This window comes from Pseudomonas sp. UBA6315, from assembly GCF_002438125.1.
GTDB classification, from domain to species: Bacteria; Pseudomonadota; Gammaproteobacteria; order Pseudomonadales; family Pseudomonadaceae; genus Aquipseudomonas; species Aquipseudomonas faucium.
In genome coordinates this window covers 18,589-39,175 of sequence record NZ_DJTF01000188.1, presented here as the reverse complement: position 1 = coordinate 39,175, position 20,587 = coordinate 18,589, and the positions used below count along the sequence as shown (strand labels likewise).

Here is a 20,587-nt window from a genome sequence, read left to right as displayed (position 1 = left end):
GCCTGCTCCCGGGTGTTCGCGCTGCAGGCCCCACCCATGGGCCCTCAGCGTTCGATGGGCATCCATGCCCGTCGCCTCCCTCCGCATGCCCTCCTTTCGGCCTCCTGAAGTCGCAATCTGTGGCGTCTGAACTTGCGCGCATGAAGAGCAAAGCAACGGCAAGAGCAAGAGCGACTTGGATGCTCAAGGGTGGGAGGCAATCGCCTTCTCGATAGCTGAGCGGAACGCTGGATCATCCGGCTTGGTCAGGCTTGAGAAGTTGCCGATCACCTTGCCCTTGCGATCGACCACGTACTTGTAGAAATTCCACTTCGGCGCACTGCTCTGATGCGCCAGCTCTACGAACAGCGGAATCGCATCCTTGCCCCGCACCGCCTGCGCCTTGGTCATGGTGAAGGTCACGCCATAATTGGCATAGCAAACCTTGGCCGTCTTCTGCGCGTCGGCATCTTCCTGCTTGAAGTCATTCGAAGGCACACCCAGCATCTCCAGCCCCTGCCCGTGGTACTCCTTGTAGGTCGCCTCAAGCCCCTCGAACTGCGGCGCAAACCCGCAATAGCTCGCCGTATTGATCACCACCAGCGGCTTGCCCGCAAAGCGCTGGCACAGGTCGACCTGCTCCTTGCCCCGAAGCTCAGGCAAGCTGCCCTGCAACAGCGCCGGGCACTCGGCCGCCCAGCTCGAAGTGGCCGCCAGCAACGCCAGCAACGGCATCGTCAACCAATGTGCACGCATCGTCAGGTTCTCCCGCTAGACAATTGCTTGAACTTGCAGGGTAGCGCTTAACAAACACCCATGCCCAGTTGCATCAACGCCAAGCCGCCTCGGTGCCAACCCCACCACACCACCGCCACCACCAGCGCCGCGGCCACCAGCAGCAGCCCACGGGCAAGGTGCCGGTTCATGCGGCTTGCGCCTGCAGGCGCGCCACCGGGCGCTCGCGCACCGGCCAGTTGAGCGCAGCCGCCAGCAGGCTGAGCAGGATCGAGATCTGCCAGACCAGGTCATAGTTGCCAGTCTGGTCATACACCACCCCCCCCAACCAGCCGCCCAGGAAGGCGCCCAACTGGTGGAACAGGAACACGATGCCACCGAGCATGGACAGGTTGCGCACACCGAACAGCGTGGCCACGGTGCCGTTGGTCAACGGCACGGTAGACAGCCACAGCAGCCCCATGGCGATGCCGAACAGATAGGCGCTGACCGCACTCACCGGCACCCACAGGAACAAGCCGATCACCACCGCCCGCAGCAGGTACAACGCCGTCAGCAGGCGTGGCTTGGACATCCGCCCACCGAGCCAGCCAGCGGTATAGGTGCCAACGATATTGAACAGCCCCACCAGCGCCAGCACCGTGGTGCCGGTAGTTGCCGGCAGATGCTGGTCGACCAGGTAGGCCGGCAGGTGCACACCGATGAACACCACCTGGAAGCCACACACGAAAAAGCCCAGGGCCAGCAGCCAGAAGCCGGAATGCGAGCACGCCTCGCGCAGGGCCTGGCCCAGTGTCTGCTCGACGCCATGGCTGGGCAGCGGGCGATCCTTGAGCATGCTGACCAAGGGCACGATCAAGGCGACCAGCAAGCCCAGCACCAGCAAGGCGGCCGACCACCCCAGCCATTCGATCAAGCCCAGGGTGCCGGGGAGCATGGCGAACTGGCCGAAGGAGCCCGCGGCGCTGGCGATGCCCATGCCCATGCTGCGTTTTTCCGCCGGCACGGCGCGGCCCACCACGCCCAGGATCACCGAGAACGAGGTACCGGACAGGCCGATGCCAATCAGCAGGCCCGCACTGAGCGACAGTGACCAGGCCGAATCGGCGGTACTCATCAGCAGCAGGCCAGCGGCGTAGAGAATGCCGCCGATGATCACCACCCGCGCCGCGCCAAGGCGGTCAGCCAGCGCACCGGCAAAGGGCTGGGCCAGGCCCCAGATCAGGTTCTGCAGGGCGATGGCGAAGGCGAACACCTCGCGGCCCCAGCCGAAATCGGCGCTCATCGGCGCCAGGAACAGGCCGAAGCCATGCCGGACACCCAGTGACAGGGCGAGGATCAATGCCGCCCCTACCAGAACCCACCCGCTGGTTCGCCACACCGAAGTCATTGTCGTTATCTCCAGCACATCGCAAGGTTGATACGGGTATATACCCGCGTTTAATCGTGGTCGATCAGGCCAGCCGCTCCAGCAGCCGCACCAGTTCATCGCGCGGCCCTTCGCCCAGGTGCTCGACCAATGCCTGCTGCGCCAGCTCCCAAGCCGGGTACGCCACCTGCAGGCGCGCAGCGCCCGCCTCGGTCAGCAGCACCACGCGGTTGCGCTGGTCGTCACCGTCGGCCAATGCCACCAGGCCCTCGGCCTCCAGCACCCGCAGGTTGCGGCCCAGGGTGCTGCGCTCCAGGCCCATGGCCTCGGCCAGGGTGGTGATACTGGGACGGTCGAGCCGCTGCAGATGGCGCAGCAGGGAAAACTGGGCGACATTGATGCCGAAGCCGGCAAGGGCCTCGTCGTAATGCCGGCTCACCCCACGGGCGGCGCGACGCAAATGGGTGCAGATGCATTCACTGGTCAACATGGATACGTGTATATACCCGCAACTTGGCTGTTGCAAGAAATTTCAGGGTGCCAGGCGCTGCCGGATCGGCTCGAACTCGACCGTTGCGCGGCGGGGCAAGGGGTCCGGGGCGCCCTGCTCGATGGCCTGCCAATAGCGCCCTGGCACCTTGGCCGAGCCGAGTTCGTAATCCATGCCATCCCAGCTGTCTTCACGAAAGCTGTAGAAGGCCCAATGCAGCCGCTCGCGCTCCAGCACCGTGAGCACGTCCTCCAGGTACTGCCGGCACCCCGCCAAACGCCGCATGCAGCCGAATTCGCCGACAACCAGCCGTGAACGCGGCACCTTCATCGCATCCACCCACGCCACTGGCCTGGCCAGGTACTCGGCGACGCGCTGGCCATCCCAGTGCTGGCGCTGCCCGGCGAAGGGCACCGGGCCAGGATAGGCAAGCGGCGGTTGGCGCGTGATGTTCGGCGCGCTGGTGGCAGCATAGGGCTCGTACATGTGCAGGCTGTAGAGCACGCGCTCGTCCGCCAGCGCCTCGGGCCAGTAGCTGAACGCATCGGCGCCGGCGTACCAGCCGGCGTCGACCATGACCGGGGTGTGTGGGTCCACTTCGCGAATGGCTGCCAGCAGCTGGCGGTACAGCGCCGGCAAGTCGCGGGCACTGCCCCGGGCTTGCTCGTACCACGCTTGCATCTGCTGCGCCGGCGCATGCTCTGCGAGGCCGCCCTGCTTCTCCGGGGCCGGTTCGTTGATCAGGTTGTAGGCGGCGATGGCCGGATGATCCTTCAGCTCGCCGGCCAGGTCACGCCAGAACGCGGCGGCCTGTGACCAATAGCGTTTGTCCTGCCACAAACGGTCGTCGAACTGGCCCTGGTTGTTCTGCGACCAGCGCATGCCCGGCAGTGACAGTGGCGCAATGACCACCTTGAGCCCTGCCTGATGGGCATGGTCGAGTGTCTCTCGCAGACGTTGCAGGTCCGCCTTGGCCAGGCCCTGGTAATGGTCGGCGTCGCCCAGCAGAACGTCGCGCTGGGCCGGCTGCCATTTATCGTAGGACAACCGCACCCAAGTGGCGCCGTACCCACGCAGGGCTTCGAAATAGGCCTGATCAGGCGGCAGGCGGTTGAAGCTGTTGCCGCCGTGACGAGGGGTGTTCCAGAAGTCGATGAGGTCTGCGGCGCTGGCCAGCGGCGAAATCAACATCAACAAGGCGACAAGCATCAAGCGGTGCATGGCATGGCCTCCTTGACCGATTGGGAAGGAGGCCGAGCATACCCGCGCAAGGCCGCAGCAAGGGGGACTGATGCGTTGCTGAAAATGACCAGCCGCTGCGGGCTCAAGGCATCAGCGCCAGCCCCAGCAGCACCGTGAGTTCAAGCAGCTCCAGCAACGCCCCGGCCGTATCCCCGGTGCTCCCGCCCAGGCGCTGGCACATCAGCCGCCGCAGCCAGCAGAACACCCCAAACGCGCCAAGCAGCACCCAGGCCACGCTCCACCCGCCCAGCACCAGGCACGCCAGCAGGCTGGCCAGCAGCACCCAAATGGCGGCACGCCGCGGCAAGTGTTCGGCCAACGCTTGGCCCAGGCCGCCCTTGCGCACGTAGGGGGTGGCGAGGAACAAGCCGAGCATCGCCGCGCGCCCCACCACCGGCGCCAGCACCAGCAGCGCGCCCGCGCCACGCTCGACCAGCACCCACAGCGCGCAGAACTTCAGCAGCAGCACCAGCACCAGGGTCACCACCGCAATCGGCCCGCTGCGTGGGTCCTTCATAATCTGCAGCGTGCGCTCGCGATCGCCGAAGCCGCCCAGCCAGGCATCGGCGCTGTCCGCCAGGCCGTCCAGGTGCAAGGCGCCGCTGAGCAGCACCCACAGCGTCAGCAGCAGGGCCGCGTGCAGTGGTGCCGGCGTGCCCTGCAGCAGGTGGCTGGCAAGCCACAACAGCAGGCCGAACAGCAGGCCGACCAAGGGATAGAACAGCAACGAGCGGCCGACCTGCCGGGGCTCGGGCATGCCCGGCAAACGCACTGGCAAGCTGCTGAGAAACTGCAAGGCGATCCACAGAGGCAGCATCTCAAACCACCTCTCGCAGGCGCTCGCCGGTCAGCTCCAGTCGCACCAGGGCGCCATGGCCGACCTCGACCTGCAACAGCTGCTCCCGGGGCAAACCTCGGGCACGCGCCAGCAGCAGGCGCATGACGCCGCCATGGGTGACCAGCAGCACGCGCTTGCCCGCATGCTGCGAGCGCAGCCGCTCGATACCCGCCAGCACACGGTGTTCGAAGGCGCTCACCGGCTCGCCACCAGGCGGCGTATAGGCATAGGGGTCGGCCCAGAAGCGACCGAGTTCGTCCGCCTGGGTCTGCATGATCTGCAGCGCGCTGCGCCCCTCCCACTCGCCGAAATGCAGCTCTTGCAGGTCGGCTTCGCGCTGCACTGGCAGGCCAAGGCGCACGCCCAGTTCATCGGCGAACCGCGCACAGCGCTGCAAGGGCGAGCTGACCAGCACCTGCCAAGGCCCGCCTTCGCCCACGGCCTCGCGCATCTGCGCCCAGCCTTTGTCGGTCAGGGCGTCGTCGAGGCTGCCGCGCAGGCCGCCGCCCTGCTCGGTTTCACCGTGGCGCAGCAAATCGAGGATCATGCCGGGCGGTCCGCCACCGCCGCTTCGGCGAAGGTCGCCATCTGCCCGTGCAGGGCACAGGCCAGGCGCAGCAATGGCACCGCCAGCGCCGCACCGCTGCCTTCGCCCAGGCGCAGCCCCAGGGCCAGCAGCGGCTCGGCGTCCAGCGCCGCGAGCAAGGCCTTGTGGCCCGGCTCAGCGCCTTGGTGGGCGAACAGCAGCCAGGCACGGCATTGCGGGTTGAGGCGCACGGCAACCAGTGCCGCGACGCTACAGATGAAGCCGTCCACCAGCACTGCGATGCCCTGCTGCGCACACGCCAGGTAGGCGCCGGCCAGCGCGGCGATCTCGAAACCGCCGACGCAGGCCAGGGCCTGCTCGGGCTGGTCGGCGCGCAGGCCGTGCAGCACCAGGGCACGCTCGATCACTTCGGCCTTGTGCCGCACCCCAGCGGTGTCCAGGCCGGTGCCGGGGCCGCTGAGGTCGCGCGCCGGGCAACCCAGCAAGGTGCTGGCCAGCGCCGCGGCGGCCGTGGTGTTGCCAATGCCCATCTCGCCGCCGATGAACAGCTGTGCGCCGTTTTGCCCGGCGCGCAATGCGCTGTCACGGCCCGCTTGCAGCGCGGCCTGCAGCTGCGCATCGGTCATCGCCGGCTGGCGTGCGAAGTTGGCGGTGCCGGCGCCCAGGCGCAGGTGGCGCACCCCGGCCAGCTCCAGCTGCGGGTCGATGGTCCCGAGGTCGACCACTTCGAGGCTGGCCTGCAGCTGGCGCGCCAGCACGCTGATCGCCGCACCACCGCCGACGAAATTGCGCAGCATTTGCCCGGTCACCGCCTGCGGGTAGGCCGAGATGCCCTCCTCGACCACGCCGTGGTCGCCGGCAAAAATAGTAATGGCGACCTGATCCAGGTTCGGCCGCTCACAGCCCTGCAGCCCGGCCAGCGTCACCGCCAGGCCCTCTAGCTGGCCAAGCGAACCTGCGGGTTTGGTCAGCTGCTGCTGACGGGCGCGGGCCTGGTCCATGGCGGCGTTGTCGAGGGGTTGGCAGGCGTCACGCCACCAGGGTTGGTTCATAGTGCAGGTCCTTTGAGCATCAGAGGCAGGCCAGCGACGGTCAGTACCACGCGCTGGCAACGTTCGGCCACGGCCTGGTGCAGCTCGCCGGCCAGGTCGACGTAACGCCGGGTGAGTTCGCCCATGGGCACCACGCCCAGGCCGGTTTCGTTGCTGACCAGTATCACCGTGCCGGGCAACTGCGCCAGGCACGCCAGCAGCGCGTCACGCTCCTGGGCCAGGCGCTGCGGGTCTTCGAGCATCAGCAGGTTGGTCAGCCACAGGGTCAGGCAATCCACTAGCAGGCAGCGGCCCTCGGCGGCTTCGGCGCGCAGCACGCTGGCCAGCGCCACGGGCTCTTCGACCAGCCCCCAGTGGGCGGGTCGGCGCTGGCGGTGCAGGCGCACCCGTTCGTTCATTTCACCGTCCAGGGGTTGGCTGGTGGCGATGTAGGTCACTGGCAGGCCGCTGTCGCTGGCCAGCTGTTCGGCCAGGCGGCTCTTGCCCGAGCGGGCGCCGCCGAGGATCAGGTTGAGCATGTCAGGCGGCTCCGCACAGTTGGCGCAGGTATTCGGTATCCAGGTGCTGCTCGACCAGGTCGGCCAGGCGTTCGATGTCGCGTTCGCGCAGGGCTTGATAATCGATGGGCTGCACATCGGCCAGGCCCGCCCAGCGCAGCAGTGCGGCGCACGACTGGCTGCCTTCGAACAGGCCATGCAGGTACGTGGCAAGGATCTGGCCATCGGCGCTGATCGCACCGTCGGCGCGGCCGTCGGCAAGCTGCACGGCGGGCTGCTCAAGCGCCGCGCCCGTGGTGACGCCGGCATGGATTTCGTAGCCGGCCACTGGCGAATCTTCCAGGCTCAAGGTGCCGGCGACATTGCGCAGTTGCTTGTCGGCTTCGAGCACCGTGGCGTAGTCGAGCAGCCCCAGCCCTGGGCTTGAGCCGGCCGGCCCTTCCAGGCCGAGCGGGTCGTGCACTTGCTGGCCGAGCATCTGCAGGCCGCCGCAGATGCCGATGAGCTTGCCGCCATAGCGCAGGTGCCGAGCGATGGCCGCGTCCCAACCGCGCGCGCGCAGTTGCGCCAGGTCGCCGCGCACGCTCTTGGAGCCCGGCAGGATGATCAGGTCGGCCGGCGGGATCGGCTGGCCAGGGCCGATGAACTGCAAATCCACCTGGGGGTGCAGGCGCAGGGGGTCGAAATCGGTGTGGTTGCTGATGCGCGGCAGCACCGGGACGATGACCTTGAGCACGCGCTCGTGCTTGCTGCCCTGGCGCACGTCGATGCCGTCTTCGGCTTCCAGGTGCAGGTCGGTGACGTAGGGCAGCACGCCCAGCACTGGTTTGCCGGTACGCGCCTCCAGCCAGTCCAGGCCAGGCTGCAGCAAGGCGATGTCGCCGCGAAAGCGATTGATGACGAAGCCCTTGACCCGCGCCTGCTCGCTCGGTGACAGCAGCTCCAGGGTCCCGACCAGGTGGGCGAACACGCCGCCACGGTTGATGTCGGCAACCAGGATCACCGGGCAGTCGACCGCTTCGGCAAAGCCCATGTTGGCGATATCGCCCGCACGCAGGTTGATCTCCGCCGGCGAGCCGGCCCCTTCCACCATCACCACCGGGTAGGCCGCGCTCAGGCGCTGGTGCGAGGCCAGCACGGCCTGCATGGCGATGGCCTTGTAGTCGTGGTAGGCCACCGCATTCATGCTGGTGACCGCACGGCCGTGGATGATCACCTGGGCGCCGGTGTCGCTGTTGGGCTTGAGCAGCACCGGGTTCATGTCGGTGTGCGGCGCCAGCCGGCAAGCCTGGGCCTGCACCGCCTGGGCGCGGCCGATCTCGCCGCCGTCGGCGGTCACCGCGCTGTTGAGCGCCATGTTCTGCGGCTTGAACGGCACCACGCGGATGCCCTGGCGCAGCAGCCAGCGGCACAGGGCGGTGACCAGCGTGCTCTTGCCGGCATCGGAGGTGGTGCCTTGTACCATGAGGGTGGTCATGCCGTTTCCTTCTGATAGGCGGCCAGGGCCTGGGCCAGGCGCTGTTCGTCCGCGGCGCAGGCGGGCAGGCCCAGGCGCACGGCAGCGGGCTGCTCGAACAGGCGCACGAGGATGCCGCGGCGGGCGAGAAAATCATGCAGGTGCGCGGCCCGCTCGCTGCGCACGTACTGGAACAGGTCGCAGCCGCCGCTCGGTGCCAGGCCATGGGCCTGCAGCAAGGTGGCCAGGCGCTGGCTGGCCTGGGCGCAGCGGGCGATCTGCAGCTGATGGGTGGCTTGGTCGGCGAAGCAGGCCTGGGCCACGACCCGCGCCGGGCCACTGACGGTCCACGGCCCAAGCCGGTCGGCAAGGCGCTGCAACAGCGGCTGTTCAGCCACCACGCAGCCCAGGCGTACCCCGGCCAGGCCGAAGAACTTGCCGAACGAACGCAGCACGATCAGGCCAGGGCGCTCGGCGCAATCCACCACGCTGTACTGCGATGTGTTGTCCATGAACGCTTCGTCGACCAGCAGCCAGCCGCCGCGCGCGGCCAGGCGGGCATGCCAGTGCAGCAGGCGTTCGCGGGGCACGCGCAGGCCGGTGGGGTTGTTGGGGTTGACCAGCACCAGCACGTCGAGGCTGTCGAGGGCCGCCTCGACCTCGGCTTCCTGCAGCTCGACCAGGCTATGCCCGGCGCGCTGCCAGGCCTGCGGATGCTCGGCATAGCACGGCGACAACACCCCGACCCGGCCGCTCGGGCGCAGGTGCGGCAATGCCTGGATCGCCGCCTGGGAACCGGCCACCGCCAGCACTTGATGGGCGCGGTAATAGCGGCAGGCCGCAGCTTCCAGGCCGTCGTCCGTTTCCGGCAAGCGCGCCCAGGCCTCCACGGGGATGGCCGGAATCGGGTAAGGCCAGGGCGCGATGCCGCTGGACAGGTCCAGCCAGTCTTCACGGGCAATTGCGTAGTGCCGTATCGCCCGCAGCAGGCGGCCGCCATGTTCAAGCATCGAGGTACGCTCCCAGGCAAATCAGCAGCAGCCACAGCCACACGCCGCGCTGCACCAGGCTCCAGCCGCGCTCGATGGCGTCGGCATCGGCCATCGGCCCCTCGCCCAGGCGCGGGCGCTCGTGCAGCTCACCGTGGTACACCGCCGGGCCGCCGAGCTCGACGGCCAGCGCACCCGCACCTGCGGCCATCACCGGCCCGGCATTGGGGCTGTCCCACAACGGCGCCTGCTTGCGCCAGCAGGCCAGCGCCAGGCGGGTCTTGCCGAGCACTGCGTAGGTCAGCGCCACGAGCCTGGCGGGAATATAGTTGAGCACGTCGTCGATGCGTGCCGCGCACCAGCCAAAGCGCTCGAAGCGCTCGTTGCGGTAGCCCCACATGGCATCCAGCGTATTGCTCAGGCGGTACAGCACCACCCCGGGCGCGCCGGCGACGATGAACCAGAACAGCGCGGCAAATACCGCATCGCTGCCGTTCTCCAGCACCGATTCGGTGGCCGCCCTGGCCACGGCGGGCTCATCCAGCTCGCGGGTTTCGCGGCTGACCAGGTAGCCCACCCGCCGCCGTGCCTCTTCCAGGTCGCCCTGGCGCAAGGCATTGGCCACCGGCAGCACGTGCTCGCCAAGGCTGCGCAGGCCCAGCGCGCAATACAGCGCCAGCACGTCCACCAGCCAGCCGATGTAAGGCAGCCAGGACAGGATCAAGGCCACCAGGGTCAAGGGCACCACGGCCAGGAACCAGGCGCTCACGCCATGGCTGCGCCAGCCACGGCCACCGGCGTTCAGGCGCCGCTCCAGGCTCACGGCAAAGTTACCGAAGGCCACCAGCGGGTGGCGCCGCTGCGGCTCGCCCAGCAAGGCATCCAGGGCCACGCCGGCCACGGTCAGCAAGGCCACGCTCATGGGCGCTCTCCCCATTGGTTTTCGAACAGCATGTCACCCAAGGGCCGCTCTTCGGCCCAGTGTTCCAGCGCCAGCATCGGCGCCGGGTAGAACGCCGCCACCGGCCCCAGGCACAGCACCGCCACCGGCTTGGCGCCCGCCGGCATGCCGAGCAGCTCGGCCAGCGCCAGCGGGTCGAACAGCGATACCCAACCCATGCCCAGCCCTTCGGCCCGCGCTGCCAGCCACAGGTTCTGGATGGCGCAGGCCAGCGAGGCCAGGTCCATTTCAGGCAAGGTGCGGCGGCCGAAAATATGCGGTTCGCGGTTGTCCATCAAGGCCGCCACCAGCACTTCGGCGCAGTCGTTGATGCCTTCGACCTTGAGCTTCATGAAATCGTCCGAGCGCTCGCCAAGGGCCTCGGCAGTGCGTGCGCGCTCCTGCTCGACCAGCGCCTGGATGCGCTGGCGCAGGTCACGCTGGCTGATGCGGATGAAGCGCCAGGGCTGCATCAGGCCGACGCTGGGCGCCTGGTGCGCGGCGGCCAGCAGGCGGCCGAGCAGCTCGGGGGCTACCGTGCCGCCGGCGAAGTGGCGCATGTCGCGGCGCTCGCCGATCGCCCGGTAGATTGCGGCGCGCTCGGCAGCGCTGAAAGCGTGTTCGCTCATGGTTGCAGCAGCGCCGCCGTCGCATCGGGGTTGGAGGGGAAGTAGAAGTGCACGTAGGAGGCGGTCAAGCGCCCCTGGCGGTAGACCGCCTCGTTGCCGCGCCCGCCATTGGGGCTCAGGCCGCGGGCGATCGGCGCAAGTTCGGTGCTGGTCAGCGAATGATGGTAGGTGTGCCCGCGCAGGGTGCCTTCCGGCAGCTCTACCGCCTGCAGGGCCAGGGCGGCCAGGCGCTTCTGCATGGTCGCTTCGCCCGCCAGCAGGCCGAGCAGTTCGGCGCGCTCGCCAGCCACATCGGTCAAGGCATCGAGCAGATAGAGCATGCCGCCGCATTCGGCCAGCAGTGGCTTGCCGGCCTCATGGTGGGCGCGGATCGCCTGGCACATCGGCGTGTTGGCGGCCAGCGCGTGGTGGTGCAGCTCGGGGTAGCCGCCGGGCAGGTACAGGCTGTCCACCACCGGCAGTTCGCGGTCGTGCAGTGGCGAGAAGAACTCGAGCTGGGCGCCGAGCTGGCGCAGCAGGTCGAGGTTGGCGCCATAGATGAAGGCAAAGGCTTCGTCCCGCGCCACGCCGATGCGCACCCCGGCAAGCGATGCGCGGCAGGCCTGCGGCTCGGCTTCGGCGAAGCTCACCGGCGGCGGCAAGGCCGCATCGCAACTGGCGCCCAGGGCCTCGGCGGCAGCGTCCAGGCGGGCATCCAGGTCATTCAGTTCGCTGGCCTGCACCAGGCCCAGGTGGCGGCTGGGCAGCTCGATGCCGCGCTCGCGCGCGAGGCCGCCATACCAGCGCAGGCCCTCGGTCAGGCTGCCTTCGAGCAGCTGCGCATGGCGCAGCGTGCCGACCCGGTTGGCCAGCACGCCGGCGAACGGCAGGTCGGCCTGGTAACGCGCCAGGCCCAGGGCCAGGGCGCCGAAGGTCTGGGCCATGGCGGTGCCATCGATCACCGCCAGCACCGGCACGCCGAAGTGGCGTGCCAGGTCGGCGCTGGACGGCGTGCCGTCGAACAGGCCCATCACCCCTTCGATGAGGATCAGGTCGGCCTCGCCGGCCGCTTCCCACAACAGGCGGCGGCTTTCCTGGGCGCCGATCATCCACAGGTCGAGCTGGTACACCGGCGCACCGCTGGCGCGCTCGAGAATCATCGGGTCGAGAAAGTCCGGCCCGCACTTGAAGACCCGTACCTTGCGCCCGAGGTTGCGGTGCAGGCGTGCCAGGGCGGCGGTGACGGTGGTCTTGCCCTGGCCGGAGGCGGGCGCCGCAATCAATACGGCCGGGCAATGGCGGGGTTGGCTCACAGTTCCACGCCCTTCTGTGCGCGGATGCCGGCCTGGAAAGCGTGCTTGAGCATGCCCATCTCGGTGACGGTATCGGCCAGCTCGATCATCTCGGGCTTGGCCGCGCGGCCGGTGACGATCACATGCTGCATCGGCGGCCGGGCCTGGATGTCGCCGAGTACCTGGTCGAGGTCGAGGTAGCCGTGCTTGAGGGCGATGTTCAGCTCATCGAGCACCACGAACTGCACCGAGGGGTCCTGCAGCAGCTGGCGCGAAACGGCCCAGGCGGCTTCGGCGGCGGCGATGTCGCGCTGGCGGTCCTGGGTTTCCCAGGTGAAGCCCTCGCCCATCACGTGGTAGCGCACCTGTTCGGGGAAACGGCGGAAGAACAACTCTTCGCCGGTGCTGTTGCGGCCTTTGATGAACTGCACCACGCCACACTGCATGCCATGGCCCAGGGCGCGGGCGAGCATGCCGAAGGCCGAGCTGCTCTTGCCCTTGCCATTGCCGGTCAGCACCAGCAGCAGGCCGCATTCGTTAGGGGAATTGGCGATGCGCTCGTCGATGATCGCCTTCTTGCGCTGCATGCGCGCCAGGTGGCGTTCGTCGCGGTCGGTGGTTTCGCTCATGGGGTTCTCCGCAGGCTGGCGCCACGCAAGCGGCGGCGACAGGTCGATAGGCGGGCAGACGGAGAACGCGCAGGGCCGCGGCAGCAGGCCACGGTGCACCGCGCATCACCCTCCGTGATGCCGTTGGCAGTATCAGGCCGGTCTCCGGGCTCGTGAGCGGGCCTTGGCCCCAGCCTGCGCGCCTTCCCGGATGCTGGCACCCAGTGGCCCTGCGCGGCCTTTGTACTCACCTACCGTTGCGGGGGCAGCGCCGGAATCGCACCTTTGCGGCGCCCACCGGCTTCCCAGTTTCACCCTGCCCAGACGGGGCTGGCGGGGCACCTGAAACACGCGCGAAGGTTAGAGGGTTGAATGGGGAGCGTCAATCGAACCGGGGCGATTTCACCCAGCCCAGCGCCGGCTGGCCGACGATGGGCTGTGCGCTTCAGCGGCGCGGTGCCTTGGACGCCTGCACCGTTACTGCGGGAAGAAACGTTGCGCCAGCGCCGGCGTGCGAATACGTGCACGGTAGGCCGCCAGGTCGAACGCCAGACCGGTGCGCAGGTCGTACACGGCGCCTTCGGCAGGCTTGCTCACCTGGCCGAGCGTCACCAGGATGAAGCGGTAGTCGACGCCGTGCACCTGCTCGATCTTGTCGATGCGAAAGTAATGCCCAGGCAGGAACAGCGTCTCGGCTTCGTCCCAGTACAGCGAGAAGGCACTGACCGGCGTGCCGTCATGGTAGTGGCCGGCCGGCAGCCCGAAAATCACCGAACTGTCGTCGAAGGTGCGCGCCGTCGCGCTGCCCTGGCTTGTGACTTGCGACGCGAAGTCGGTGGCTTTGTACGGGTTTTCGGTAAACGAAGTCAGGTCGGTATTGACCAGCACATCGCCGACCTTCAGATGACCGCTGCGGTATAACCGGCCGCCCGTGCCGCGCGACACATGCCCGCCGCGGTAAAGATTGACGGCGTTGCTCTTGGGCAGGCGGTCGAGCGAGTCGGCCAGGTTGCCCAGGTAGCTGTCTTCGTCACCATAGTGATAGACACCATGGCGCAACACCTCGTTAACCCTCGATTCATCGCTGGTGTAGTACTCGATCAGCGAGTTGTAGTACTCGCGCTGATAGCGATAGGAGTATTCGGGCAAGCCGTGGACCATGACGCAATCCAGGCCGTTGCCATCCAGGTCCGGGCGTTTGTCGGCCGCAAGCGTCGGAATCATCCAGCTTTCGAGCAGTTTTTTCTGCCGCCGCAAGGCGTTGGCGGACAGCCTGCTGCTCTGGGTGCCGTCAGCCGTGGCGTAGACATCCCAGAACGGCGAGCCGATGTCAGCCACGTCAGCGATCGGCGATGAGCCGCCGCCCCGCAGGCCCGGTGCAACCAGCAGCTCCCATTGCCCATTGGCATTCAGGCGCACCGGCAACAGTGGCCCGAAGGCATAGGGGTTATTGTTGGGCACGATCAGCCAGCAGGACAGTTCGTGGCTGTAGCGCACATGAAAGGACAACCCGTTCAGGGTGATCCAGCAAATGCCGTCATCGCTGACACCGACGCCTCTGAGCAGGCCCGCCTGCCCCACCTCGCCGGTCAGCAGCACGTTGCTCTCCTGCCCCTCGAGCGGCAGTTGCGCCGGCTGCGCCACCTGCCAGTGCTCCAGCGAAACGCCGGACTCGTGTGGCGCAGCGGGCCGTGCCAGGGAAGCGAAACTCGATTGAAAGCCGAAGTCGACCATGTTGAAGGCCGCGAGCACGCTGTCGAGGATGGCCGTGCGCAGCGCTTCCCTGCGGCTTTGGTCGTCGCCGGCACGCGCGGCGGCCTGCACATCCAGGCCGACCTTGGCCACGCTGGCACCGAGCAAGGCCAGCGACATCGGCCAGCCCAGCGGCGCGAAACCACCGAACACCTTGAGAAAGGCGGCAAGGTAGCCACGCCAGATCGCGTTGCGCAAATCCGCATTGTTGGTCATCAAGCTGGCGGTTTCGCGCAGCTCGCGGGCAACCAGGCCAATCAGGTAGGTGAACATGTCTTCCGTGATCGGGCGCTTCAGGTAATTGAGCAACGCCAAAGCGGCCTGCTCCGAGGCGCTGCCGGCAATGCCCTGCAGATGCGTTGCCACCGCGTGGGTGCGCGCAGGGTCACGCGCATCGCCATAGGCTGCCGCCTTGAAGGCGTCGAGCTTTTGGCTGTCATGCAGGTGTTCACGCAACCAGCGGGCCATGGCCAGGGCCGAGCCGAACGCCCTGAGCGCTTCCACGGCCCAGGGCAGATACAGCACCACCCGCCCATCGGCCGCTTCCAGGCTGTACATGCAGCCGCCATCCGCGGGGTCGAGCACGTAGCGGCTCAGCGTCAGGGTACTGGTCGTGCTGTCCTGCTCGAGCGTGGCCAAGGTGGGTAGTTCATCGGCCGGCAAGCCATCGGCGACCAACGCACGCAGGCGCTCGCCGTCATCGCGGGTAATGCGCGCGGCAGCCAGCGCCTCGGCGATATGGCCAAGTAGGCAGATCTTGGCCAGGACGCGAAAATGCTGGCGCTGGGTGGTCAGAAAATGTTCGACCTTGGCGCGGTAGGCCACGGCGAAATCCAGGGCCCACAGGTCACTTTGCACATCGCTGCCCAGCATGCCCACTTCGTTGTGGGTATCGAACTGCAGGGCCTGCGGCCCCTGTCGGTAGAAGCCGCCATAGACCGCCAACTGGTCGGGCGCCTGCTGAAAGGCTGCGTCGAAACGATGCACCACCAGCTCGGTGAGATGCATGGACTTGCTGGGCGGCCCTCTGTGTTGCCAGCCCGTGAAGCTGGTCGAACTGCTGGCACTGGTGCCTTCGAACTGGTGCCACCAGACGAACCGCGGGTCTATCCGCTTGCCGGTATGGGTAAGCAGGATGCGCCTCGCCTGCTCGGTTGCCAGCACGCTGGGGTCTGGGTATTCACGGACGATTTCCTCGATCAGGTCGGTGAGAGGCCGCAGGGCCTGCGAGGCATCGAGCTGGCGTTCCATTGTTTCATTGACGGTGTTCATCACCCACTCCAAAGCCTTCTGCATAGGGATGGCCATGCTGGACAGGGCAACGAACGGCTGGCAGTAGATGTGTAGGGCGCGGTGTCGATTGAACCTGGCAGCGCTGGCGCCTCTCACAATCAATACAGACCTGCTCGCGAGGGTGGCACACATGAACGGATCCGCAATCACGAAGGTGTTGCTGCTGGTCGCCAGCCTCGCAGGCTGCGCTGAAACCGCACAGCTGCAGGTCAGCGACGGCAGTGGCCCGACACCTCGCCTGCCAGCACCGAACGACACCCTGATACCGACCGTGAACATCGCCCCGGCGGTCGGCTGGCCCCAAGGCGCCAAGCCCAAGGCCGCGCCTGGCACGCAAGTGACGGCGTTCGCCAGCGGCCTGGACCACCCCCGCTGGCTGTACGTGCTGCCCAATGGCGATGTGCTGGTGGCCGAAACCAATGCCCCGGCAAGGCCCGACGAGGGCAAAGGCATACGGGGCTGGGTAATGGGCAAGGTGATGCAGCGCGCAGGGGCCGGCGTGCCCAGTGCCAACCGCATCACCCTGCTGCGCGACGCCGATCATGACGGCGTCGCCGAAACCCGCAGCACCTTCATCGATGGGCTCCACTCACCGTTTGGCATGGCGTTGGTGGGCAACGACTTCTATGTCGCCGACACCGACAAACTGCTGCGTTTTCGCTACGTGCCAGGGGCCACGCAGATCCGCGAGGCCGGCACCCAGGTCACCGACTTGCCCGGCGGCCCGCTCAACCACCACTGGACCAAGAACGTGATCGCCAGCGCCGATGGCAAGAAGCTGTACGTGACGGTGGGTTCGAACAGCAATGTCGGCGAGAACGGCCTGGACCAGGAGCAGGGCCGCGCGGCGATCTGGGAAGTGGATGCGGCCAGCGGCGCCCATCGGGTTTTCGCTTCAGGCTTGCGCAATCCCAATGGCCTGGCCTGGGAACCGCACAGCGGCGCGTTGTGGACTGCCGTCAACGAACGTGACGAGATTGGCAGCGACCTGGTGCCGGACTACATCACCTCGGTCAAGGATGGCGGTTTCTATGGCTGGCCCTACAGCTACTACGGGCAGCATGTCGATCAACGCGTGCAGCCGCAAAACCCGCAGAAGGTCGCCCAAGCCATGGTGCCGGACTACGCCGTCGGCCCGCATACCGCCTCATTGGGCCTGGCGTTCGCCGAACCGGGTGCACTGCCGGCGCCCTTCGACCACGGGGCATTCGTCGGCCAGCACGGTTCGTGGAACCGCAAGCCGCACAGTGGCTACAAGGTTATTTTCGTGCCGTTCGACAGCAGCGGCAAACCCAGCGGGCAGCCGGTGGACCTGCTCACCGGCTTTCTCGACAGTGACGCCAAGGCCATGGGCCGGCCCGTCGGGGTTGCCAATGACAGGCGCGGTGGCGTGCTGGTGGCAGACGATGTCGGCAACGTGGTGTGGCGGGTCAGCAAGGCGCCGTAGCGCCTGGCGTGATCAGGGGTTCTGGGCCAGATGGCCCTGGGGGATGACCCGCTTTGCCTGCAGGTAGGCCTTGGCCCAATAGCTGTTGGACAGGTAGTCCAGGCGGACCGTACCGCCGGTCGAAGGCGCATGCACGAAGCGGCCCTCCCCCACGTAGATACCGGCGTGGCTGACCTGCGAACCACCGCCGGTGGCGAAGAACACCAGGTCACCCGATTGCAGCGATTTCGCGTCCACGGTCGGCGCGCGCATGACGATCATCTCGCGCGTGGAGCGTGGCAGGCTGATACCCGCCGCATCGCGGTACACGTAGCCGATCAGGCCGCTGCAATCGAACCCGGAATCCGGCGTGTTGCCGCCCCATCGGTAAGGCGTGCCCACCAGGCCGATCGCGCGGATCAGCACGTCGTCGGCAATGGGCGAGCCATCGGGTTGGCTGTAGGTGACCTTGGGTTGCACCACAGGAGCGGGCGCAGGCGCACGGCTGGAGCAGGCAGCCAGCAATGCCACCAGGGAAAAGAATGCGAAACGCGCCATTATCGCCATGGCCAGAACATCCTGTCTGAGACCGCACGGCCGCAGCCGAAAAGAGTTGAGAATTTAGATTAGACGCTTTCTGTAAATGCGCACGGCGGCGAGCTTTTTAAGCTCGCCGCCGTGGGAGAATATAGCATTTTGCTATCAGTTGCGCGCGATATCGCTGGTCGGCGCCATGGCCAAGGCACGCTTGGCTTCGATGAAGGTCTTGCTCCAGTAGCGATCACCGAGGTTGTCGATGCGCACGCCACCGCTGCGGCGGCTGCTGGAGTGGATGAACTGGTTGTCACCCAGGTAGATGCCGGCATGGCTGACGCGGCCACGGCCGTTGGTGCTGAAGAACAGCAGGTCGCCTGGCTTGAGCTTGTTGCGGGCTACCTTGGGCGCGTCGACGTTGATCATTTCGCGGGTCGAACGCGGCAGGTTCATGCCAGCTTCCTCGCGGAACAGGTAGCCGATGAAACCGCTGCAGTCGAAGCCAGCCTCGGTGGTACCGCCAAAGCGGTAGCGGGTGCCGATCAACGACATGCCGCGCTCGAGGATACTGTCGGCCAGAACCGGCAGTTGGTAAGGCTTGCTGCTGGAGAAGGCCTCCAGGTCATCTTCGGTTGCCTGCTCTTCTTCACCGAATACCGACGAAGCAGAAGCCTTGGCTTTGATGGCCGCCTGGCTGGCGACCGGGGTGTGATCCTGGGGCTGGGAAACCGGGCCTTGGGCCGCGCAGCCGATCAGCAGGGTCACGAGTGCGAGTGGCACGAGGGGTGCGAAGCGCTTGAGCATGGGCACGACCGTGTCTGTAATCCTTTAGAAGGGGGAAACTATGCCTTCTATCGGGACCATTTGCAAATTTTATCGAAAAAGATGTGACTTTTTCGTTTTGCCGCTCAAAGCCCTGTAATCACGGGGTTTACCAGCCGAGCGTTTCCTTCAGGAACGGGATCGTGAGCTTGCGTTGCGCCTGCAAGGACGCCTGATCGAGGCGCTCGAGCAGGTCGAACAGTGCGCTCATGCTGCGGGTACCGCGGGTGAGGATGAAATGGCCGACTTCATCGGTCAGGTGCAGGCCACGGCGCGAGGCACGCAGCTGCAGGGCGCGCAGCTTGTCTTCATCGGACAGGCCACGCATCTGGAACACCAGCGCCAGGGTCAGGCGCGACTTGAGGTCGGGCAGCTTGATCGGCAGCTCGCGCGGCGAAGCCGAGGCCGCCAGCAGCAGGCGCCGGCCGCTGTCGCGCAGGCGGTTGAACAGGTGGAACATGGCCTCTTCCCAGTCCGCCTTGCCGGCGATCACGTGCAGGTCATCGATGCACACCAGCTCGTATTGCGCCAGGTAGTCGAGCAGTTCCACGCCACGCTCGAGCAACTGCGCCAACGGCAGGTACACGGCAGGCTCGCCGCGCTGCTGGAAGCGGTGGGTGGCAGCCTGCAACAGGTGACTGCGGCCGACACCCTGCTTGCCCCACAGGTAGATGAGGCTCTCGGTCCAGCCGGCGTCAGCTTCGCAAAGCCGCTCGACATAGCCCAATGCCGCGGCATTGGCGCCCGGGTAGTAGTTGATGAAGGTGGCGTCGTCGCGCAGACGCACACCCAAGGGCAACTGGATCGGTGGTTTCATGCTGGCGGGCGGTCGGGAGGACCACAGGGGGCCTTAAATGAACGGTGTGCAAAGTCTATACCCGCAACGCGGGTGGGCACAATCGCGCAGGCACATAGCACAAGCAAAATCAACGAGTTGCAGTGGATGGGGCGGCGCTGCAGCCCTTTCGCCGGCAAGCCGCCTCTCACAGTGAGAGCACCGGCGTGCCGGCGAAAGAGCCGCAACGCGGCCCCGCTGTCATAACTCAGGGTCGATATCCCCGGCATACATGTCCGACTCCTTGTACAGGTCATGCACATGGCGCAGCAGCACCATGATCACCGCCGCCACCGGCAACGCCAGCAACACGCCGGTAAAGCCGAACAGCTCGCCACCGGCAAGGATGGCAAAGATCACCGCCACCGGATGCAGGCCGATCCGGTCGCCGACCAGCAGCGGCGTCAGCACCATACCCTCCAGCGCCTGCCCGACCATGAACACGGCAACGATGCCCAACATCGGGTAGAGATCGCCGCCAAACTGGAACAATCCGGCCACCAGCGCCGCGCCGATGCCGATGATGAAGCCCATGTACGGCACGATGGCCGCGAGGCCCGCCAGCATGCCGATCAGCAAGCCCAGCTCCAGCCCCACCAGCATCAGGCCGGCAGAATAGATGACGCCCAATGCCAGCATCACCATCAACTGGCCACGCACGAACGCCCCCAGCACTTCATGGCACTCACCGGCCAGGCCCACCACTTGCGCCTCTCGCTGGCGCGGCAGCAGGCTGCGCAGCTTGGCCATCATCACGTCCCAGTCGCGCAGCAGGTAGAAGCCCACCACCGGGATCAGCACCAGGTTGGCCAGCCAGGCCATCAGCGCCAGGCTCGAGGCGGTGGCCTGGGACAGCACGATGCCGACGATGTCGGTGGTCTGGCCCATGTGTTCGCCAATCGCGGCCTTGATCTTGTCGAACTTCCAGAAGCCATCGGCCAGGCCCAGGCGGTGCTGTACCCAGGGCAGCGCCACATGCTGCAGCCAGTCGAGCATCTGCGGCGCCAGTTCGTACAGGCGCAGCAACTGCTTGGCCAGCATCGGCACCAACACCAGCAGCAAGGCCAGCAGGATGAGGGTGAACAGGCCGAACACCACGACCACGCCCCAGGTGCGTGAAAGCCCCAGGCGCTCGAGGCGATCGACCAGCGGATCGGCCAGGTAGGCGAGCAGGATGCCGATCAGAAACGGTGAAAGAATGTTGTGCAGGCTATAAAGAAGCACGGCAATCAGCAGGGCTGCGCCCAGCCAGATCCAGCGACGGGTATCGAGCATGTGCATCA

General features: G+C 66.9%; 21 protein-coding genes and 1 riboswitch. Of the genes, 1 reads left to right on the top strand and 20 read right to left on the bottom strand.

The annotated features are described in order from the left end of the window. Window positions 1-183: 183 nt before the first annotated feature. The 16 genes from B3E94_RS22870 to B3E94_RS22795 all read right to left on the bottom strand — a co-directional run bounded on the left by B3E94_RS22870 (window position 184) and on the right by B3E94_RS22795 (window position 15,666). Window positions 184-735, bottom strand: coding sequence for a glutathione peroxidase (locus B3E94_RS22870; protein ID WP_286915323.1), 552 nt, complete (start codon window positions 733-735; stop codon window positions 184-186). A 47-nt stretch (window positions 736-782) separates the two neighbouring features. Further along, window positions 783-905 (bottom strand): hypothetical protein, encoded by a 123-nt coding sequence (locus B3E94_RS22865; protein ID WP_286915322.1) that lies wholly within the window; start codon window positions 903-905, stop codon window positions 783-785. Next, window positions 902-2,104 carry an MFS transporter gene (locus tag B3E94_RS22860; RefSeq protein ID WP_373874221.1) on the bottom strand — a complete coding sequence of 401 codons (1,203 nt, stop codon included), beginning with the start codon at window positions 2,102-2,104 and terminating at the stop codon, window positions 902-904. Before B3E94_RS22860 ends, B3E94_RS22865 begins: the two co-directional genes overlap by 4 nt. 64 nt (window positions 2,105-2,168) lie before the next feature. Beyond that, window positions 2,169-2,573, bottom strand: coding sequence for a MarR family winged helix-turn-helix transcriptional regulator (locus tag B3E94_RS22855; RefSeq protein ID WP_176515663.1), 405 nt, complete (start codon window positions 2,571-2,573; stop codon window positions 2,169-2,171). A gap of 42 nt (window positions 2,574-2,615) precedes the next feature. Then, the gene (locus B3E94_RS22850; protein WP_409521175.1) at window positions 2,616-3,782 is read right to left on the bottom strand and encodes a glycoside hydrolase family 5 protein; all 1,167 of its coding nucleotides are present in this window, start codon (window positions 3,780-3,782) and stop codon (window positions 2,616-2,618) included. A 115-nt stretch (window positions 3,783-3,897) separates the two neighbouring features. Further along, complete coding sequence (locus B3E94_RS22845; RefSeq protein WP_286915321.1) at window positions 3,898-4,632, bottom strand: adenosylcobinamide-GDP ribazoletransferase; 735 nt, start codon at window positions 4,630-4,632, stop codon at window positions 3,898-3,900. Between the two features lies 1 nt (window position 4,633). Continuing rightward, window positions 4,634-5,200, bottom strand: a complete 567-nt coding sequence (cobC, locus tag B3E94_RS22840) for an alpha-ribazole phosphatase family protein (RefSeq protein ID WP_286915319.1) — start codon at window positions 5,198-5,200, stop codon at window positions 4,634-4,636. Further along, a complete protein-coding gene (cobT, locus tag B3E94_RS22835) occupies window positions 5,197-6,252 on the bottom strand; it encodes a nicotinate-nucleotide--dimethylbenzimidazole phosphoribosyltransferase (RefSeq protein ID WP_286915318.1) in 1,056 nt (351 codons plus the stop codon). Before cobT ends, cobC begins: the two co-directional genes overlap by 4 nt. Next, window positions 6,249-6,770, bottom strand: a complete 522-nt coding sequence (gene cobU / locus B3E94_RS22830; RefSeq protein WP_286915317.1) for a bifunctional adenosylcobinamide kinase/adenosylcobinamide-phosphate guanylyltransferase — start codon at window positions 6,768-6,770, stop codon at window positions 6,249-6,251. Before cobU ends, cobT begins: the two co-directional genes overlap by 4 nt. Window position 6,771: 1 nt before the next feature. Further along, window positions 6,772-8,226 (bottom strand): cobyric acid synthase, encoded by a 1,455-nt coding sequence (locus B3E94_RS22825; RefSeq protein WP_286915316.1) that lies wholly within the window; start codon window positions 8,224-8,226, stop codon window positions 6,772-6,774. Next, a complete protein-coding gene (gene cobD, locus B3E94_RS22820) occupies window positions 8,223-9,215 on the bottom strand; it encodes a threonine-phosphate decarboxylase CobD (RefSeq protein ID WP_286915315.1) in 993 nt (330 codons plus the stop codon). The genes B3E94_RS22825 and cobD overlap by 4 nt, the downstream gene beginning before the upstream one ends. Then, entirely contained in the window at window positions 9,208-10,116 is a 909-nt protein-coding gene (gene cbiB, locus B3E94_RS22815; RefSeq protein ID WP_286915313.1) for an adenosylcobinamide-phosphate synthase CbiB, read from the bottom strand. Before cbiB ends, cobD begins: the two co-directional genes overlap by 8 nt. Continuing rightward, window positions 10,113-10,763 carry a 5,6-dimethylbenzimidazole synthase gene (gene bluB, locus B3E94_RS22810; RefSeq protein WP_286915311.1) on the bottom strand — a complete coding sequence of 217 codons (651 nt, stop codon included), beginning with the start codon at window positions 10,761-10,763 and terminating at the stop codon, window positions 10,113-10,115. The genes cbiB and bluB overlap by 4 nt, the downstream gene beginning before the upstream one ends. After that, window positions 10,760-12,055: a cobyrinate a,c-diamide synthase gene (locus tag B3E94_RS22805; RefSeq protein ID WP_286915309.1), complete on the bottom strand. Its 1,296-nt coding sequence runs from the start codon at window positions 12,053-12,055 to the stop codon at window positions 10,760-10,762. The genes bluB and B3E94_RS22805 overlap by 4 nt, the downstream gene beginning before the upstream one ends. Further along, window positions 12,052-12,663: a cob(I)yrinic acid a,c-diamide adenosyltransferase gene (gene cobO / locus B3E94_RS22800; protein ID WP_176515679.1), complete on the bottom strand. Its 612-nt coding sequence runs from the start codon at window positions 12,661-12,663 to the stop codon at window positions 12,052-12,054. The genes B3E94_RS22805 and cobO overlap by 4 nt, the downstream gene beginning before the upstream one ends. Window positions 12,664-12,781: 118 nt before the next feature. Next, a riboswitch (cobalamin riboswitch) is annotated at window positions 12,782-13,003 on the bottom strand. 116 nt (window positions 13,004-13,119) lie between these two features. After that, window positions 13,120-15,666, bottom strand: coding sequence for a dermonecrotic toxin domain-containing protein (locus B3E94_RS22795; protein ID WP_286915308.1), 2,547 nt, complete (start codon window positions 15,664-15,666; stop codon window positions 13,120-13,122). A gap of 151 nt (window positions 15,667-15,817) precedes the next feature. Here B3E94_RS22795 and B3E94_RS22790 point away from each other — a divergent pair, with 151 nt between their 5' ends. Further along, window positions 15,818-17,134: a PQQ-dependent sugar dehydrogenase gene (locus B3E94_RS22790; protein ID WP_286915307.1), complete on the top strand. Its 1,317-nt coding sequence runs from the start codon at window positions 15,818-15,820 to the stop codon at window positions 17,132-17,134. 12 nt (window positions 17,135-17,146) lie between these two features. Here the strand turns inward: B3E94_RS22790 and B3E94_RS22785 are convergent, their stop codons facing one another. The 4 genes from B3E94_RS22785 to B3E94_RS22770 form a co-directional block, all read right to left on the bottom strand. After that, window positions 17,147-17,680: a C40 family peptidase gene (locus B3E94_RS22785; protein ID WP_176515683.1), complete on the bottom strand. Its 534-nt coding sequence runs from the start codon at window positions 17,678-17,680 to the stop codon at window positions 17,147-17,149. Between the two features lie 135 nt (window positions 17,681-17,815). After that, window positions 17,816-18,451, bottom strand: a complete 636-nt coding sequence (locus B3E94_RS22780; protein WP_176515685.1) for a C40 family peptidase — start codon at window positions 18,449-18,451, stop codon at window positions 17,816-17,818. Between the two features lie 127 nt (window positions 18,452-18,578). Further along, on the bottom strand, window positions 18,579-19,286 hold the full coding sequence (hda, locus tag B3E94_RS22775) for a DnaA regulatory inactivator Hda (protein WP_145193312.1): 708 nt from the start codon (window positions 19,284-19,286) through the stop codon (window positions 18,579-18,581). Window positions 19,287-19,505: 219 nt separating this feature from the next. Continuing rightward, entirely contained in the window at window positions 19,506-20,579 is a 1,074-nt protein-coding gene (locus tag B3E94_RS22770) for an AI-2E family transporter (RefSeq protein WP_176515687.1), read from the bottom strand. Between the last annotated feature and the right edge of the window lie 8 nt (window positions 20,580-20,587).